Origin of the sequence: Mesorhizobium ventifaucium (assembly GCF_935822925.1) — a bacterium.
Lineage (GTDB): Bacteria > Pseudomonadota > Alphaproteobacteria > Rhizobiales > Rhizobiaceae > Mesorhizobium > Mesorhizobium ventifaucium.
Genome location: NZ_CAKXZS010000030.1, coordinates 114837 through 131355 on the forward strand (window position 1 = coordinate 114837; position 16519 = coordinate 131355).

At 62.0% G+C, this 16519-nt stretch carries 18 protein-coding genes; 9 read left to right on the forward strand and 9 right to left on the reverse strand.

What is annotated here, in order from left to right:
* The first annotated feature begins 81 nt into the window (after positions 1-81).
* The 3 genes from NMG70_RS24700 to NMG70_RS24710 all read left to right on the forward strand — a co-directional run bounded on the left by NMG70_RS24700 (position 82) and on the right by NMG70_RS24710 (position 4090).
* Positions 82-2493, forward strand: coding sequence for a phosphoketolase family protein (locus tag NMG70_RS24700; RefSeq protein WP_254026937.1), 2412 nt, complete (start codon positions 82-84; stop codon positions 2491-2493).
* Complete coding sequence (locus tag NMG70_RS24705) at positions 2493-3665, forward strand: acetate/propionate family kinase (protein WP_254026938.1); 1173 nt, start codon at positions 2493-2495, stop codon at positions 3663-3665. The genes NMG70_RS24700 and NMG70_RS24705 overlap by 1 nt, the downstream gene beginning before the upstream one ends.
* Positions 3666-3754: 89 nt before the next feature.
* Positions 3755-4090, forward strand: a complete 336-nt coding sequence (locus NMG70_RS24710; protein WP_254026939.1) for a hypothetical protein — start codon at positions 3755-3757, stop codon at positions 4088-4090.
* A gap of 87 nt (positions 4091-4177) precedes the next feature.
* On the opposite strand, the gene NMG70_RS32705 is transcribed toward NMG70_RS24710, so the two are convergent.
* Positions 4178-4306 carry a hypothetical protein gene (locus NMG70_RS32705; RefSeq protein WP_301555182.1) on the reverse strand — a complete coding sequence of 43 codons (129 nt, stop codon included), beginning with the start codon at positions 4304-4306 and terminating at the stop codon, positions 4178-4180.
* Complete coding sequence (gene pdxR, locus NMG70_RS24715) at positions 4307-5803, reverse strand: MocR-like pyridoxine biosynthesis transcription factor PdxR (RefSeq protein WP_254026940.1); 1497 nt, start codon at positions 5801-5803, stop codon at positions 4307-4309.
* Between the two features lie 171 nt (positions 5804-5974).
* On the opposite strand from pdxR, the gene NMG70_RS24720 reads away from it, so the two are divergent.
* From NMG70_RS24720 to NMG70_RS24730, 3 genes are read left to right on the forward strand one after another with little or no spacing between them, the layout of a single operon-like run.
* A complete protein-coding gene (locus NMG70_RS24720) occupies positions 5975-6601 on the forward strand; it encodes a LysE family translocator (RefSeq protein ID WP_254026941.1) in 627 nt (208 codons plus the stop codon).
* 11 nt (positions 6602-6612) lie between these two features.
* Positions 6613-7542 (forward strand): dihydrodipicolinate synthase family protein, encoded by a 930-nt coding sequence (locus tag NMG70_RS24725; protein ID WP_254026942.1) that lies wholly within the window; start codon positions 6613-6615, stop codon positions 7540-7542.
* Between the two features lie 23 nt (positions 7543-7565).
* Positions 7566-8207 (forward strand): LysE family translocator, encoded by a 642-nt coding sequence (locus NMG70_RS24730; RefSeq protein ID WP_254026943.1) that lies wholly within the window; start codon positions 7566-7568, stop codon positions 8205-8207.
* On the opposite strand, the gene NMG70_RS24735 is transcribed toward NMG70_RS24730, so the two are convergent.
* From NMG70_RS24735 to NMG70_RS24760, 6 genes are all read right to left on the reverse strand, one after another.
* Entirely contained in the window at positions 8161-8763 is a 603-nt protein-coding gene (locus NMG70_RS24735) for a LysE family translocator (RefSeq protein WP_254026944.1), read from the reverse strand. The two genes, NMG70_RS24730 and NMG70_RS24735, sit on opposite strands and share 47 nt — an antisense overlap.
* 340 nt (positions 8764-9103) lie before the next feature.
* The gene (locus tag NMG70_RS24740) at positions 9104-10186 is read right to left on the reverse strand and encodes a methyltransferase (protein WP_254026945.1); all 1083 of its coding nucleotides are present in this window, start codon (positions 10184-10186) and stop codon (positions 9104-9106) included.
* A gap of 468 nt (positions 10187-10654) precedes the next feature.
* Positions 10655-11317 (reverse strand): DUF6064 family protein, encoded by a 663-nt coding sequence (locus NMG70_RS24745; protein ID WP_254026946.1) that lies wholly within the window; start codon positions 11315-11317, stop codon positions 10655-10657.
* A 102-nt stretch (positions 11318-11419) separates the two neighbouring features.
* Complete coding sequence (locus NMG70_RS24750) at positions 11420-12337, reverse strand: aldo/keto reductase (protein ID WP_254026947.1); 918 nt, start codon at positions 12335-12337, stop codon at positions 11420-11422.
* A gap of 201 nt (positions 12338-12538) precedes the next feature.
* On the reverse strand, positions 12539-12943 hold the full coding sequence (locus tag NMG70_RS24755) for a hypothetical protein (protein WP_254026948.1): 405 nt from the start codon (positions 12941-12943) through the stop codon (positions 12539-12541).
* A 396-nt stretch (positions 12944-13339) separates the two neighbouring features.
* The gene (locus tag NMG70_RS24760; protein WP_077374092.1) at positions 13340-13519 is read right to left on the reverse strand and encodes a hypothetical protein; all 180 of its coding nucleotides are present in this window, start codon (positions 13517-13519) and stop codon (positions 13340-13342) included.
* 299 nt (positions 13520-13818) lie between these two features.
* Between NMG70_RS24760 and NMG70_RS24765 the strand changes: the two genes are divergently transcribed.
* On the forward strand, positions 13819-14253 hold the full coding sequence (locus NMG70_RS24765; protein ID WP_254019787.1) for a hypothetical protein: 435 nt from the start codon (positions 13819-13821) through the stop codon (positions 14251-14253).
* A 247-nt stretch (positions 14254-14500) separates the two neighbouring features.
* Here NMG70_RS24765 and NMG70_RS24770 read toward each other — a convergent pair whose 3' ends face one another.
* On the reverse strand, positions 14501-14785 hold the full coding sequence (locus NMG70_RS24770) for an acylphosphatase (protein WP_254026949.1): 285 nt from the start codon (positions 14783-14785) through the stop codon (positions 14501-14503).
* A gap of 163 nt (positions 14786-14948) precedes the next feature.
* Here NMG70_RS24770 and NMG70_RS24775 point away from each other — a divergent pair, with 163 nt between their 5' ends.
* Together NMG70_RS24775 and NMG70_RS24780 are read left to right on the forward strand one after the other, a co-directional pair.
* On the forward strand, positions 14949-15761 hold the full coding sequence (locus NMG70_RS24775) for a nucleotidyltransferase family protein (protein WP_254019727.1): 813 nt from the start codon (positions 14949-14951) through the stop codon (positions 15759-15761).
* The gene (locus NMG70_RS24780) at positions 15754-16506 is read left to right on the forward strand and encodes a metallophosphoesterase family protein (RefSeq protein WP_254026950.1); all 753 of its coding nucleotides are present in this window, start codon (positions 15754-15756) and stop codon (positions 16504-16506) included. Before NMG70_RS24775 ends, NMG70_RS24780 begins: the two co-directional genes overlap by 8 nt.
* The last annotated feature ends 13 nt before the right edge of the window (positions 16507-16519 follow it).

A 16519-nucleotide genomic window follows, 5' to 3' on the forward strand; every position in this document is an offset into this window, starting at 1 on the left:
AACTTATTTCCGAAAGAATCCTTTCTCCAGGGCGATGTCACTCCAGATATCGACGGGCGAACGCATTCTGGAGACGTTTCGATGAACGACGAGGCTCGGACCACCGCGCAGCCAACAGGCCTTGATCAGGTCAATCTCATGGACCGCTATTGGCGCGCCGCGAACTACATTTCGGTTGGCCAGATCTACCTGCTCGACAATCCGCTGCTGCGCGAGCCGCTGAAGGCCGAACACGTCAAGCCGCGGCTGCTCGGCCATTGGGGCACGACACCTGGCCTCAACTTCATCTATGTCCACCTGAACCGCATCATCCGTGAACGCGGTCTCAACGTTCTATTTATCTGTGGCCCAGGTCATGGCGGCCCGGCGATGGTCGCGAATACGTGGCTCGAGGGCACCTACAGCGAGATCTATCCCGAAATCGGCCAGGGCGAAAACGGTCTGAGGAAACTCTTCCGGCAATTCTCCTTCCCTGGCGGGGTGCCAAGCCACGCTGCTCCGGAAACGCCCGGCTCGATCCATGAAGGCGGAGAACTGGGATATGCGCTGGTCCATGCTTTCGGCGCAGCCTTCGACAATCCTGATCTGGTGGTCGCCTGCGTCGTTGGCGACGGTGAAGCGGAGACCGGTCCGCTCGCGGCGGCATGGCACTCCAACAAGTTCCTCAACCCGGCATCCGACGGCGCCGTGCTGCCGATCCTGCATCTCAACGGCTACAAGATCGCCAACCCGACGATCCTTGCCCGCATGGATGACGTGGAATTGCGAAGCCTGTTCGCCGGCTATGGCTACGAACCATTTTTCGTCGAAGGTCACGAGCCAGTTCCCATGCATCGGATGATGGCCACGAAGCTGGACACCGCGCTCGACAGGATCCGCTCAATCCAGAAGCGAGCCCGTGCGTCGGGCTGGCAGGGAGAGCGTCCGCTGTGGCCGATGATCGTGCTGCGCAGCCCGAAGGGGTGGACTGGACCGAAGGAGGTCGACGGCAAGAAGGTCGAGGATTTCTGGCGCTCGCATCAAGTGCCTGTGTCGAACGCTCGCGGCAACGAAGGACACCGCAGGATCCTCGAAGACTGGATGCGGAGCTACGAACCGGAAAAGCTGTTCGACAACAGCGGGCGTCTGCTTCCAGAGCTGGCGGCGCTTGCGCCAACCGGGCCCAAGCGCATGGGCTCAACCCCCTATGCCAATGGCGGATTGCTGAAGCGCGACCTCGTGCTTCCCGATTGGAGAAGCCTGGCGCTCGATGTGCCGCGTCCGGGTGGCGCCAAGGCCGAGGCGACGCGGATTCTCGGAAGCTATCTCCGCGACGTCATGCGCCTGAATGCGGATGCCAGGAATTTCCGGCTGATGGGGCCGGATGAGACATCCTCCAACCGCCTTGACGACGTCTTCGAGGTCACAAACCGGGTCTGGATGCAGCGGATCGAGCCCTATGACGTCCACCTCTCCCGTGAGGGCCGCGTCATGGAAGCGCTCAGCGAGCATCTTTGCCAGGGTTGGCTGGAGGGCTACCTGCTGACCGGCCGCCATGGCCTGTTCTCATGCTACGAGGCGTTCATCCACATCGTCGATTCCATGGTCAACCAGCATGCGAAATGGCTGAAGACATCCCGCGAGCTTGCCTGGCGCAAGCCGATCGCCTCACTCAATTACCTGCTGACCTCCCATGTCTGGCGGCAGGATCACAACGGCTTCAGCCACCAGGATCCGGGCTTTGCCGATTTCGTCGCCAACAAGAAGGCCGATACGGTCAGGCTCTATTTCCCGCCGGATGCCAACACGCTGCTGTGGATCACCGAGCATTGCTTGAAAACCTACAACCGCATCAACGTGATCACCGCCGGCAAGCAGCCGGCGCCGCAATGGCTGTCCGTCGAAGACGCAGAAGCGCACTGCAGGGCGGGGGCGGGGATCTGGGAATGGGCCGGGACGGTTGCGAAGGGCGAGGATCCGGATTTGGTCATGGGCTGCGCCGGCGACGTGCCGACACTGGAGACGCTCGCTGCCACCGACATTTTGCGTTCGGCGCTTCCGGAACTGAAGGTTCGCGTCGTCAACGTGGTCGACCTGATGACGCTGCAGTCGAATTCAAAGCATCCGCATGGTCTCGCCGATGAGGATTTCGACGCACTGTTCACGAGAACCAAGCCAGTCATCTTCGCCTATCACGGCTATCCCTACCTCATCCACCGCCTGACCTACCGACGCGCCAACCATGACAACATGCATGTGCATGGTTTTCGCGAAGAAGGGACCACCACGACGCCGTTCGACATGGTCGTACTCAATGAACTTGACCGTTTTCACCTGGCGCTCGCCGCGATCAAACACGTACCTGGGCTCGCCGAACGTGCGAAAGGCCTTGCTGCCGAACTTCAAGCGAAGCTTGTGGAACATAGGGCCTATGTCCGCGAGTACGGCGAAGACATGCCCGAGGTTCAGGAGTGGAACTGGCCGGAGAACAGCGCGACGAAGGCTGGCGATTGATGCGACACGCAATTCTTGCACTGAACGCCGGCTCCTCCAGCATCAAGTTCGGACTATACGACCTTGAACCCTCCGCGGAACTGCAACTTGTCTCGCGTGGCAAGCTGGATCTGGGCGATGCGCCGAGGCTCAGCGCGAAGGCGGCCGATGGACCAGTGCAGTGTGATCGGCCGCTTGCCGGAGACGCGCGCAACGCGGGCATCGACGCGTTGCTCGATTGGATCGAGAGCGAACTTGGCGGCAGGAAACTAATCGCCGCCGGCCATCGCATCGTGCATGGCGGGCGCGAGTTCGTCGAACCCGTCCGTCTGACGCCTGCTGTGATTGAGGGCTTGGACAGGCTGACGCCGCTTGCTCCGCTGCACCAGCCTCGCAGTCTCGCGCCGATCCACACACTTGCCGCGCTGCGACCCGATCTGCCGCAGGTCGGATGCTTCGACACAGCCTTCCATCAGACGATCGATCCGATCGTGAGCCGCTTCGCACTGCCGCGCAAATACGATGCGGAAGGGATCCGCCGCTACGGGTTTCACGGTCTTTCCTACGAATATATCGCCGGGCGGCTCAAGGAGATATCGCCGGCGCTTGCAGCGAAGCGCACGATCGTCGCCCATCTCGGCAATGGAGCGAGCCTGTGCGCCATGCGCGACGGGAGAAGCGTCGATACCACGATGGGCTTTTCCGCCCTCGACGGCCTGGTCATGGGCACGCGTTGCGGCGCCATCGATCCGGGCGTGCTTTTGTACTTCGTGCTGGAGAGAGGCATCGCGGGGGAGGCTCTGCAGCATATGCTCTATGAGGAATCCGGGCTGCTCGGAATGTCCGGCATCTCGGGCGACATGCGCACGTTGGAAGCGAGCGACGATCGCCACGCCCGCGAAGCAGTAGACCTTTTTGCTTTCCGGGCCGCAAGGGAAGCTGCCGCGCTCGCCAACACGTTGGGCGGCCTCGAATGCCTCGTGTTCACCGCCGGCATTGGCGAGCGCTCGGCGCCTGTCCGCAAGGCAATATGCGAAAGGCTTCATTGGCTTGGCGTGGCGATCGACGAGCCATCCAATGCCTCTCATGCCGAAATCATAAGCCGACCGGACAGCAAGGTCGAAATACGCGTCGTCGCGACCGACGAGGAGAGCATCATTGCCCGCCACACGCGCATGCAGCGGAATCCTTGATAACGCATCAACGGTCCGGTTTTCCTAGGCAAGGAACCCTGCGCGTCCGCGACCGTTCCCCTGTCTCTGATATTAAAAGGAGAGATCCAATGGCCGAAACCGCTAACACCGCAGCCGCCTCAAAGGCGGCAAACGACGCCCAGGAGGCGATGAAGAAACAGATCGCTGAGCTTCGCCGCGAAATCACCAAGATAAATCGGACCCTTTCCGACCGCGCCGAGGAGGCACAGGGCTGGTACGACAGCGCCGCCGAACGGGCCTCGCGCGCAGCCCGGCAATTGCGTAGCCAGGCGCACACCGTGACTGAAACCGTCCAGCAGAACCCAGGCACGATCTCTTCGGCGATGATGCTTGGCGGCGTGCTCGGCGTTCTCTTGGGAATTGTCATCGCAAAGAGCTCCGAGCCTGAACGGCGGTGGTTCTAAAGCGTTTTGCAGCCAGACGTCTGCGTTTGGCGTCCGACGAAATGCGTAAAACAGCGCGGTTTGGGTTCCACCAAAACGCAGAGCGCTTTAGGGGCAGATCATCCGCGCGGTGCCAAGGCTCGCTTCGGCATCGAGATAGTGGTCCAGGAGGTCGCCGACGGCGCCGGCGGCGATGAGGTCGCGCGCGTCTGTTCCCTCAGGCAGGCCGTAAAGCACCTACGATACGTCGCCGCAGCCTGTTGCCTCCTCGTAAGCGCGTCGAAGGAGCTTTAGTCCTCTGTGGATCTGGCTCTCGGTCAGACTTGCGTATCCCATCACCAGGCCGAGGCAGCTCCGATCCAATGCAGGATCGAAATAATGAGGCGATATGGAGTGGATGCCTACTCCGAGCGAGGCGGCTTTCTCGATCAACGATGTCGCCATAGAGGGCGGCATGTCGGCGAACCAGACGACTACGTGCAGACCGGCCTCCGCGCCTTCGACCCGGACGAGATCGCGGAATTCAGCCTGCAGAGCGTCGAGGAGCGCTGCACGTCGGCGGGCATTTTGACGCCGGGCCTTGCGCACGTGAGCTTCGTAGGCGCCGGATTCCACCAGAGTCGCGAGCGCCTCCTGTTCGAGGCTGGGGGCATGCCTGTCCGTCAGGCGCTTGGCATGGGCAAAAACCTCCTGCAACTCACGCGGAACGACGACGTAGCCGATCCGCAGCAACGGCGACAGTGTCTTCGAGACCGTACCGATATAGATGACGTTCGACGCGCCTCCCAGCGCGCGAAGCGGCGGTATCGGGTTCATGTCGAATCGATATTCGCTGTCGTAGTCGTCCTCGACGATGTAGGCCCTCTTCTCTTGTGCCCATCTGAGCAGTTGCAGGCGTCGCCCCATGGACATTACGCTTCCCAAGGGAAACTGATGTGAAGGCGTGACGTAAGCCAGCCGCGCGCCAACATCCGCCAACAGGTCCCCTCTGATGCCTTCGGCGTCAACCTCCACCGGGGCGGCGATGGCTCCTGTCACCTCGAAGACGCTCCGTGCCATCGGGTAGCAGGGCTCTTCGATGGCGAAGCCGTCGCCCTCATCGAGAAGCAGGCGGGCGCAGAGATCCAGTCCCTGCTGAGAGCCGTTGACGACGACGATGTCGCCCACCTCGCACCTGATGCTGCGCGCTCGCCATAAATAGCCCTGCAGGGCGGCACGCAGGCGGATCGAGCCGCAGGGGTCGCCATAGGATAGCTTGGGCGGCCGTCCCAGCGCAGCGTCGTTCATGGCCTTTCGCCAGGCAAGGGTCGGGAAGTCAGAGGCCGACATGTCGCCATAGCGGAAGTCGGCCACGAGCCTCTCCGACGCAGCCCGCATCGGGATGGCTCGGGATCGAAGCCTTTCTGCGAAAGCCGAGAGGCCGTGTGGCTCTGCAGCTGTATGAACGAGGTCTCCCGGCTCGCTGTGCGTGATCTTGATGGCCACCCGTGGCCGAGCGCCGTGTCGAATGACCACGAAGCCCTCGGCGGCGAGCTGTTCGTAAGCGGACGTCACAGTCGTTCGTGAGACGCCAAGCTCGACCGCCAGCGCACGAGCCGACGGGAGCACGTCTCCGCGGCCGTACACCTCCGCCACGATCTGTTCCCGCAGGTTCTCATAGATCCCGCGCGCGCCCAATCCCGACGACGAATTTCCCGACGACGAATTCTGCTTGCGGGGCGGTATCTGGACCATCGCGATTACCAAAATGAAGACGTTTCGTTGATCCAGACATTACTGGGAAAATCAGCCAGGGCAAAGGCCTGAGGGCGACTGGACCAGCACTTTTTATCCGAAACTGGTACTATGACAGGGCCAGTTGTGCGGGTATTGATGACGCCAGTTTGCACCTCCCGAAGAAGTAAAATGCTGGCCGACCAATTCATCATCGTCTTTACCGCCTACGTCATCGCTGCCGGCAGTCCAGGGCCGAGCAATATGCGCATCATGGCCGTCGCTATGAACGACGGTCGCGGGGCGGCACTGGCAATCGCCTCTGGCGTAGTCAGCGGCTCGATCTTTTGGGGCCTGATGGCGGCGACAGGTGTCTCAGCGATACTCAACCGATACGCGCAGGCACTCGTGGTCCTGCAGGTGCTCGGAGGCCTGTATCTTCTCTATCTCGCCTTCAAAGCAGGCAAGGCTGCGCTTTCTTCGGACAAGGATCAGCTTCGCCCGACCAACGAACGGAAGGCGACGACGGCCACTCTCTACAAGCGCGGACTGTTAATGCATCTCACCAATCCGAAATCGATCCTGGGATGGATCGCGCTGATGACGCTGGGACTCGGCCCTGGGTCGTCGTCGCATACGGTTCTCGTGATCCTCGCAGGCTGCGCGGTGCTGAGCGTCACCATCTTCTTTGGCTACGCGATCGTCTTTTCGACCGCTCCCATGATCCGCCTTTATCGGCGGGCGCGGCGCTGGATCGAAGGCACGCTGGCGGTATTCTTCGGATTTGCCGGGCTAAAGCTTCTCCTGACCCGCATCTGAAAGGTTCCTTCATGTCACTCTTCCAAGGCCTTTCAGCATTCCCGATCACCCCGGCGGACGCTTCCGGCAGGCTCGACACCGCCGCCCTCGCGCGCCTTCTGAAGAACATCGAGGAGGCGAGAGCGGACTCCATCGGACTGCTCGGCAGTACCGGCGCCTACGCTTTCCTCACGCGAGAAGAGCGTCGACGCGCGGTCGAAACGGCAATGGACACGGTCGGCGGCAAAATCCCGGTTATGGTCGGCGTCGGAGCGATCCGGACGAGCGATGCGGTGGACCTTGCCCGTGACGCGAAGGCTGCGGGCGCCGATGGCCTGCTTCTCGCTCCGGTTTCCTATACGCCGCTCGTCGACGACGAGGTCTTCGAACACTTCACCGCAGTCGCCGACGCGGGGCAGCTCCCGCTTTGCATCTACAACAATCCCGGCACGACCAGGTTCACCTTCAGCCTGGACCTCATTTCCCGCTTGTCGAAGGTGGCGAACATCGAAGCCGTGAAGATGCCTTTGCCGTCCGGTGGTGACGTGGCGTCCGAACTCGCCTCCCTCCGATCTGCGACCGGGTCGGCATTCAGGATCGGCTACAGCGGCGACTGGGGCGGGGCGCCTGCGCTGCTCGCCGGGAGCGACGCCTGGTATTCCGTCGTCGCAGGACTTCTGCCGTCACAGGCCTTGGCCCTGACGCGAGCGGCGCAAGCCGGGGACGCTGCGACCGTCGAGCGACTTGACGCGGCATTCGGACCGCTTTGGGCGCTGTTCAAGGAATTCGGCAGTTTTAGGGTGATGTATGTCGTCACCAGGCTTCTGAACCTCTGCGACGTCGATCCGCCACGCCCCGTCCTCCCGCTGAAGGACCAGGCACGGCAGCGCGTCGCCGCCGCTCTCGACCATCTCGATGCGGTTTTCTCCGCTGGTTCCACAGTTTGTATTGAACCTCGATAGTCAGTCTTCATCAGGACATTTCCATGCTGGATTCCAACGCCTTCACCGTCTACCTGGTCACGGCATTCCTGCTGGCGATTACTCCGGGTCCGGGGATCTTCTATGTCGCCGCCCGAACCCTTTCCGGCGGTCGCTCAGAAGGAATCGCTTCAAGCCTTGGCAATGGTCTCGGCGGGCTGTTTCATGTCGTGGCCGGCAGCCTTGGCGTCTCGGCGATCGTGCTGGCAAGCGCCGAATTGTTCACGGCGCTCAAGGTGGTCGGCGCGCTCTATCTGGTCTGGATGGGATACCGGACCATTCGCCATGCCAGGGTCGACTACAAGTCGCTGGGTCATTCGGAGCCGCCCGTCGGCACGATGCGGGCCTTCAGGGATGGCGTTCTTGTGGAAGTGATGAACCCGAAGACGGCCGCATTCTTTCTCGCCTTCATTCCCCAGTTTGTCGATACATCGTCGGATCACGTTGTTCTGCAGTTCCTGATCCTCGGCGCCATCTCGGTTGCCCTCAACACGCTCGCCGATATCGTCGTGGCGTTTGCAGCCGGAAGACTTCGCGACGGCGCGGCGCCCCGTGCGAATCTCGTTCGCCGTCTTCGTGAAGGCTCGGGCGGCGCTATGATCATGCTTGGATGCGGGCTGCTGCTGGCGAAGCGCCCGGTTGCCTGACCTTGTGGGAAGGAGAAAAAATGCATGACGGCCGCTGACCTGCGCTGGGAACCTGCGATGACGGCCGGCCGCACTGGCGCGCGACTGTCAAGACGCAAGCGGAGGCGGAGACCGAGCGCATGCAAACATACATCGCGCTAAGCAAGGCTATTTGCATGGAGATCGAATGATCCGGATCTATGAATTGCGGAAAGAAGGCGGCATAGAACAGAAGAGCTGCAGGATTTGCGAAGGCGATCGTCAGCCCATCGAGGACCGGCGGACGAGCGCGAGACAAATTCGGAGAGCGCGAAGGCCGGTGGCGGAGGCGCAACGCGCCCGCAGCGAGCCAGATGAGATAAAGAGCTCCGGCCAGCGAAAGCCATCGCAACAGCACTGGCAAGAGCTCACCGGAAAGTGACAGGCCGACGAACATTGCCCCGAGCAGACACGCCTCTCCGAACTCTACGCCAATCGCGGTCGAGAAACCGGCCATCGCCCTGTGCCGCAGCGTATTATGGGCAATGATCACCATAATCGGGCCGGGCGTGATGAGAATCAAAAGTGTCGCGGCCAAGAATTGGGCAAGACTGCTCCAGTCCATCTTATCAGCTTTCGAAATCGCTTACCTCATCGATATCAAGTTCGTGACTAGACCCGCCTTGATCTCAAGCACAGGCGCGGGTGCCTCGGCATCGCCGATGTCCCGCAACCGATCGGGGGTCATTTCAGCGATTGCCCGACGTCTTGAGACGGTCCGCTGCCAAGTCTTGAGAGCCGCGATTGCGGTTGCTGTGGTTTTCAGCACAAGTCCAAGCAGACGAGTGACGATCGACGCGAGATTGCGTGTGAGCCATTTCGGCCTCCATCATCATTGTCGGCAGGGTTGAACTGCGGTGCGCCTGTTCCACTGCGCCTTACGGTTTGCGGCCGATCACGGCGCCATTCGCGCCGGGCGCGTCGAACCAGACCGTCTCGATGTGGCGGAATCCGGCTTCGTCGAGCCACGCCGAATATTCGGACGGCGTGTAGTTTCGCCCTTCCGTCTCGATCAGCATGTTGAGGCTCATCAGCGCCGCCGGCGCTGGTCCGGTCTTTTCGTCATTGACGAGAAGCTCGCTGATGACGACTGCGCCGCCGCTCGGCAAAGGCTCGAGGGACCGGCGCAGCAGGGCGCGGTTCTTCGCCTCGTCCCAATCGTGCAGGATCATCGACAGGAGATGCACGTCGTGATCCCCGGGAAGCTGCTCGAAGAAGTTGCCGCCGGCGGTCTCGATCCGGTCGGTCAAGCCGGCCTCGGCAATCTTTCCCGCGGCGATCGCGGCCACATGCGGCAAGTCAAACACGGTCGCACGCAGCGCCCCATACTGTTTGCAAAGCTCGATCTCGTACGCGCCCGATCCGCCGCCGATGTCGAGGAGGCGGCGGAAATGTCCGAAATCCACGGCTTCGCCGAGCTTGCGCGCGGTCATCGTGGAGAGCGAATGCATCGCCTCCCAGAACAGCGCCAGCATCATCGGATCCTCGCCATCGAATATTGAAGATTGCACCGCCGGGTCCCACGTGGTCGGCCGGTTCGTGAGCAGCGCTTCGGTAAGCCTGCCCCAGCCGGGATAGAGCCGCTTGTCGGCCATCTGCACGAAGCCACCGAAGTAATACGGTTTCCCGCGCACGAGATAGGTTTCGCTTAACGGCGTATTGCGATAACGGCCGTCGGTTTTCTCCAGAAGCCCGAGTGCAGCGCAGCCGGTCAACAGCATCTCGGCCGGGCGCGGATGCAGGCCGAGCGCTTCCGCCAGCCCGGCAACCGTGACGCCGGCGCCGCCCGCAAGGCGGCTGAAGAGGTCCAGCTCATGCGCAGCGGCCAGCGTCTTGAAGGCCCAGAAACCGGTCGAAAGCGCCATCAGCGGGACGGCGGAAGGAAGTTCCGGCGTGGCGGCAATCGGTTGGACGGTTGCATGTTTGGCCGGAGGCGCTGTCCGCGAAAGCTGATTAGCCATGATTACCTCTCTTTCAGAGCAAGTCACAACCGCAACCCTCTGGCGCAACCGGCTGGCTTGTGGCCATCCGCTCGGCGAGCTGTGGCTGCGGTCTGCTGAAGTGCGAATCTGGCGGTGCGGAGTTACGCTACGATTTCAGAAGGAGAAAATTCCGTTACACTTGAAACTTGTATTGTTTGGCCGGCGCCGGCTGACTTTCTCCATCGAGAATCTAGTGGTTCCGCCATGGCTCGACAGAATCACGCCGCCCGCCAGACCGCCACCCACTCTCCCGATATGCCCGAAGGCGTTGAGAAGGATGGATGGCGCCGAACCCTCAACAAAAAACCCGCCTCGGCGGCGGGTCGTTGGCGCGAATAGCACCATAAGCGATTTCATAGCACAGCTGCCGGCACAAAGCAAGAACAAACATGCTGCCGACACGAAATCGCACACGAATTGCTGCCGCAGCAAATGCCCGAACGGGCATCACCGAGCGATGCGGCGCAGGGCCAAAGCAGCGGCAGTCGTGGCGGCTGCCAGAAGCGGCAGCCAGGCTTGCGGATCGCCCATGGCATGGAGCGTCAGGCCGCTGATCAGCAGCCACAGCAGCGGGATCGCAAACAGCAGCGGCACTGGCCCGCCGCTCGCGGCAAGCAGGACGCCGAGCGCTACGATCGCCGTCGGGTCCGGCGCGATGCCGAAGACCTCGGCGCTCGCCCATGGCCGCCCGAAGAGCGGCGGCAGGAGGGGATAAACGACGAGGCCAGCGACCGCAATCAGCAGCCCGAGCCGCCCTGCTATGTCCCGCCGGTTGAAGGCGAGGCTGCCGCGCGCACCGCCGAACGCCAGCAGCGGCGCCTGCAGGCCGAAGACCGGCGCGACATAGGCGATCGCCCAGTCGATCACGGCATAGCGGTTCCACAGGAAGGACCAGCCGACGAAGGCAAAGAATGCGGCGAGGACGAGCGCAATCCAGAGGCCGTGGCGGCGCGGCCGCCTAAGCACGAGCAGGACAATGGCAAGGCCGGCGGCGAGCGTCAGGAGATGCAGTGGCCAGGACGCGGCATTGGCCAACTCGAACATGCGCCAGTAGACGCGCGGCGAGAAGAGCAGGAAATCCTCCAGCCGGTAGGTCCACCATTCCGACATCTAAGCAGGTTCCGCAAAAGTGTCCCACGGTTTTGCGACAAGAACCTACGACAAACAACAGAATCTAAGCAGGCATTCGTGGGCTGGCCCACGAATGCCTGCTTAGAGGTCCCGGACGTAGGCCGCCATCCGCTCGCGCATGGCCGCGTCGGGGAGGGGACCGGTCGCCGCCATCAGGTTCTCGCGCACGTGGTCGACGCGGGTGGTGGCGGGGATGGCGACGGTGACGGAGGGATGCGAAACGATGAATTTCAGTATGAACTGCGCCCAGGTCTTGGCACCGATCACGGCCGCCCAGTCCGGTAGCGCCTCGCCCTGGAGCTGACGCGTCAGCGCGCCTTGCCGAAACGGCCGGTTGACGATGACACCCATCCCGCGCTCGGCCGCCAGCGGCAGGAGCCGTTCCTCCGCCCCGCGGTCGACGACGTTATAGGTGAGTTGCACGAAGTCGAGCGGATGCGCGCTCATGATCTGTTCGAACAGGTCGTGCCGCCGTCCTTCGGACGTCGTGATGCCGACATAGCGGATCTGCCCGACCGCCTTCATGGCGAACAGGGTTTCGAGATGCGTCTCCCAGGCGACGAGGTTATGGACCTGCACGAGATCGAAGCGCGGCACACCCCAGAAGCGGCGCGACTGCTCGATCTGCGCCGGTCCGTCGGCGGCGGAGGAGATCCAGACCTTCTCGGCGGAAAACAGCGCTTCGGGCCGGCTGAGCTTTTCGAGCCCATAGCCGATCACGGGCTGCGAGGAGCCGTACATGGGCGAGGAATCGATCATGCGGCCGCCTGCCGCGAAGAAGGCCGCCATCACCTCGGCACACTCGTCGCGCAGCACCGGATCGTCGCCGACATTGAAGGTGATCCAGGTGCCCAGCCCCACTGCGGGAAGCATCTCTCCCGAGGAGGGCACGGCCCGCATCACCGGCGCGGGCGGCGCGCCGGGCGCGGCTGCCGACAACACCAGAGCCGCTCCGGAAGCGGCGGCAGCCTTCACGAATGTCCTGCGGGTGATGATCATTGTCTGCCATCTCTGTACTTCCGATCCCCTATACTTCCGATCCCCTATACTCCCGACCCCAAGAATGGTTCCGGCCGACCGGCTTTTCGCAAGGCCGATCGGCGGGGAGTGCGGTCGGTCTCTGGCGACTGTTCGGAATATAAAACGTCTGCCTGAAATGGGAACGAACGGTGCAGGCCTGGGTTGCGCCAAGCAGTCTGATTACCTGGAAATGGCTCCTGTCCTGACTTGATGGCGCTGGCGGGCATATGCCACGCAGCCGTCTACCGTGCTGACGCAGAGCGCATCGCGGTGGTTCGGCGTGTTGTTGTCGCCGGCGTAGGCAACCTCGGCAACACGGCCATCGACCATTCGGATTTGCGTGTTGCAATAGCCGCCAGGATCGACATTGAGCGATCCTCCAACCGTCGGGATCGCACCCACGGCCAAAGTTGGAATCACGACGTTGAGGTTGCCGCGTTGAACGGTACGCTGATAGGTCCAGATTTGGCTTCCGCCCGCATCAGCGGTAGCAGTCGGAAAGCCGGCGCACATTCGAACGTCCGCCTCGCTGAGACCGACCATCTCCTTGCGGGCTGCCGCCGCGGTAGCGTCTTCCTTGGTCACATTAGACGTATCGTCAGGCGCGACGCAGGAGGACAGGATGGAACTGCCGGCGGAAACAACAAGAAGACAGACAAGCGTTCGGATGCGAGGAGATATCATACCGACTGTGGAGAATTTGCGCTGGGCCCCGAGATCTAGTTAAGCAAGCCCACAAGCGAGTCAACCTGCACAACTTCACGATGTCGTTTGTCGTGCCGCCCCGGCCGAGCTTGATCTGACGGCGCCCCACGTGCACGCGCTGCTATCGTGCGCGACCCTCGGAGTTGGCTTCGCCGCAGAGCTCGATGCCTGCAACGATGGGCATTTCGGCCGCGCAATGCGCCATCCGGCCTCCATGAGGGATTGGCCGATCGGGAACGAGCGTCTCCCCGATCGCTTCACGCCAAATCCGGTCCGTCAAATGCCGGGATTTTTTGGACCGATTTTCAGCGGCGCATCATTTTCATCCGGATTGGGGACAGGAGCTTCGTCGGGAAGTCTGTCCGGGTCCGGCTCACGCACGGGCTTCGGTTCAGGAAACGGCGGCGGTGTGGGCGCGGGAGTGGGCGTTGGTTCGGGAGTGGGAAGAATGGCCATGGTGTGATTTCCTTCCGCTCGCACTCTGCCTTGGCGGGTCACCGACGTCGGCTGGGATTTTTGAAGCCACCCGTTTCGATCGGTTTTCGTTCGGGCTGACGCACGCAGAACGACCACGCATGCCTATGGTTCCGACGCGAGCCTGCGATGATCCCACAGGCATCGGGCATTCGTGGCTGGACGGGACCGTCAGAAAAGTGATCGAACGGCCCGCCCATCAGGGCCTTGCCGGCGTCGTGGAGTGCCATAATTTCCATTTCAGGGTGGGACGAACTCACCTGCTGAATAAGGAGGCGGCCGTGAAGCACCAAACACTTGACCAACTGCATACCGTTGCCGATGTTCACGCTGAAGCAACAGACCTCGTAGCGACTCGAAGCCAGCGTCTCGAACGTTGGGCGAAACTGCTGGAGAAAAATCCCGATCGACGTCTCGAAGCGTTGACGGGCACCGAATACAAGTCCCCTGAGATACGCGAGAAAATGCGTTACAACGACTCGCCTCTCACGGTTGCCTTCGAGGATCCGATCTTTCGCGCGCAAGGCTTGAGAGATGACACCTACGGTGAAGCCAGGCGCTTCTTCGAGCTGACCGACTGGCAGCTGCACGAAATCGTCTGCCATTGCCATGTCGGCGCCACGATACGAGCCCGATGGGCTGCTTCTCGCGTCCGTGCGGCAATGTCCGAGAGGTTTGGATTCTTCGCCTGGCTGCGAGGAATATTCATGCATTGACGCTACGGGCATTCACGCTGCCGGCATTTATGCTACGTGCCGGCATGTTCGGGTGATGGGGGCGGCACGCCTCGCATCAGTGGTCGTTGATGAGCGGATAGGCCGTTTCGGCGGCGATCCGCCATCGGCGAAGCTCGAACCATAGGTTTCGATACCACAGTGTGCGCGCATTTCAGTTGGCGGGCGCCGTGTAGCGGCGATGGACCGCTTCCGCACGGCCGCATCGGCGAGGCAGGTACCGCATTTTCTAGCCGATGATCCTGAATCCGTTCGGCTCCTGGCCGGCATCGACGTCTTGGGATGTCACGCTGGCGACCGACGCTCCGATCGGCCCTTTCCAGAACCGGTTCATCATGGTCGAAACCGCGCCTTCGGCTCCGACGATCAGTGCCGTTACGGATCCATCCTCCTCATTGCGAACCCATCCCGAAAGACCGAGCCTCTCGGCCTCGGTCCGTGTCCACAGGCGAAACGAGACGCCTTGCACCCTTCCACTCAGTCTGACCCGTACCGCCTTGCGCCCGTCCTCCATGGTCACCTCCGTGCAGCTGGTTTGTTAACACCTTCAACTCACCAGCGGCGAAAAAGGCTCCGCCATCATATTTTACGCATTATATCGGCAACGGAACCATGCGGCGGCGGCTTTGTTTAAAGACGGACAGCTGCAGGTTGCTGGGCTTCGGAGCCACGATTTCATGACCAACGATTCTCCAAAGGGAGGCGCCATCCCCGCGTCCGTTCCGACGATCGACGCAAAAGCGGAGCCGACGCTTCGCTACGCCGAGGCCGAGGTGTTCTACACCGAGGCGATCCGCGAACTCAGCGCGACGGACATTCCCTTTCTTGTCGCCGGCACCTACGCGGTGAGCGCCTACACCGGCGTCACGCGCCAGACGAAGGATCTCGACATTTTCTGCAAGGCCGGCGATTACGCCCGCATCCTTGCCCATTTCAAGCAGGCCGGCTATGCGGTCGAGATATTGGATGACCGGTGGCTCGGCAAGGTCTTCAAGGGCACGCATTTCTTTGACGTCATATTCGCATCGGCGAACGGAACCATGCCTGTCAGCGACGAGTGGCTGGAGCACGCAAGGCAAATCGATTTGCTGGGCAGCCGGGTGCGGATCGTCGGTCCGACGGAGCTTATCTGGTCCAAGTGCTTCATCCAGGACAGAGGCCGCCATGACGGCGCTGACATCGCTCACACCCTCCTCAAAGCGCAGGATCAGATCGACTGGCACCGGCTCCTTTCCTACCTCGAAGTTCACTGGGAGGTCCTGTTGATGCAGCTTCTGAATTTCCGATGGATCTATCCGAGCGAGCGCGACCATGTTCCCGCTTGGCTGCTCGACGAATTGCTTGACCGGCTCGCCAAGCAGAGGGAGTTGCCTACCCCCCGGATGAAAATCTGCCGCGGGCGTCTGCTTTCGCCGACCGACTACGAGATCGACGTCAAGGAATGGGGCTTTGCCGGCGTCGGCGGAACAGGAGAATTTCGCGATGGCTGAGAGGAACGAAGCTGCCATCGCAACAACCGAGACAGGCCGCACAGTCAGGATTGCGGCTGTTGGCGACCTGCACGTGCAGGAAGACGCCCAGGCCTCCTGTCGTGACCTCTTCCGGGAAATTTCGCGCGAAGCAGACGTTCTCGTGCTCACTGGCGATCTCACCAATCTCGGCAAACCGCGCGAAGCCGAAATCCTCGCTGAGGATTTACGCACCTGCACGATCCCGGTTGTCGCCGTGCTCGGCAACCACGACTATGAATCCGGCGCGGTCGAGGACGTCGCCCACATTCTTCGGCAGGCGGGCGTCCATCTTCTTGACGGCCAGACGACGGAAATCAAGCAGGTCGGCTTTGTCGGCGTGAAGGGTTTCGTTGGCGGTTTTGGATCACGCATGCTCGGCTCCTTCGGCGAGCCGGCGATCAAGGCGATGGTCGCCGAAAGCGTCAGCGAATCGATGCGGCTCGAAAACGCAATGCGGCAGGTCCGCACCGAGCGCACGCTTGTCGTCCTGCACTACGCTCCGGTGGTCGAGACGGTCGCTGGTGAGCCATTGGAGATTTTTCCGTTCCTGGGCTCGTCGCGGCTGGCGGAGACGATCGATCGGTTCAAGGTCAGCGCGGTGGTGCATGGCCACGCGCATCGCGGCGTCTATGAAGGTCGCACGCCGGGCGGCGCCCCGGTGTATAACGTCGCCATGCACGTGGCCAAGCCGACCGGCCGTCCCTACGCCTTGCTCGAAATCTGAACACCCCGCGCCT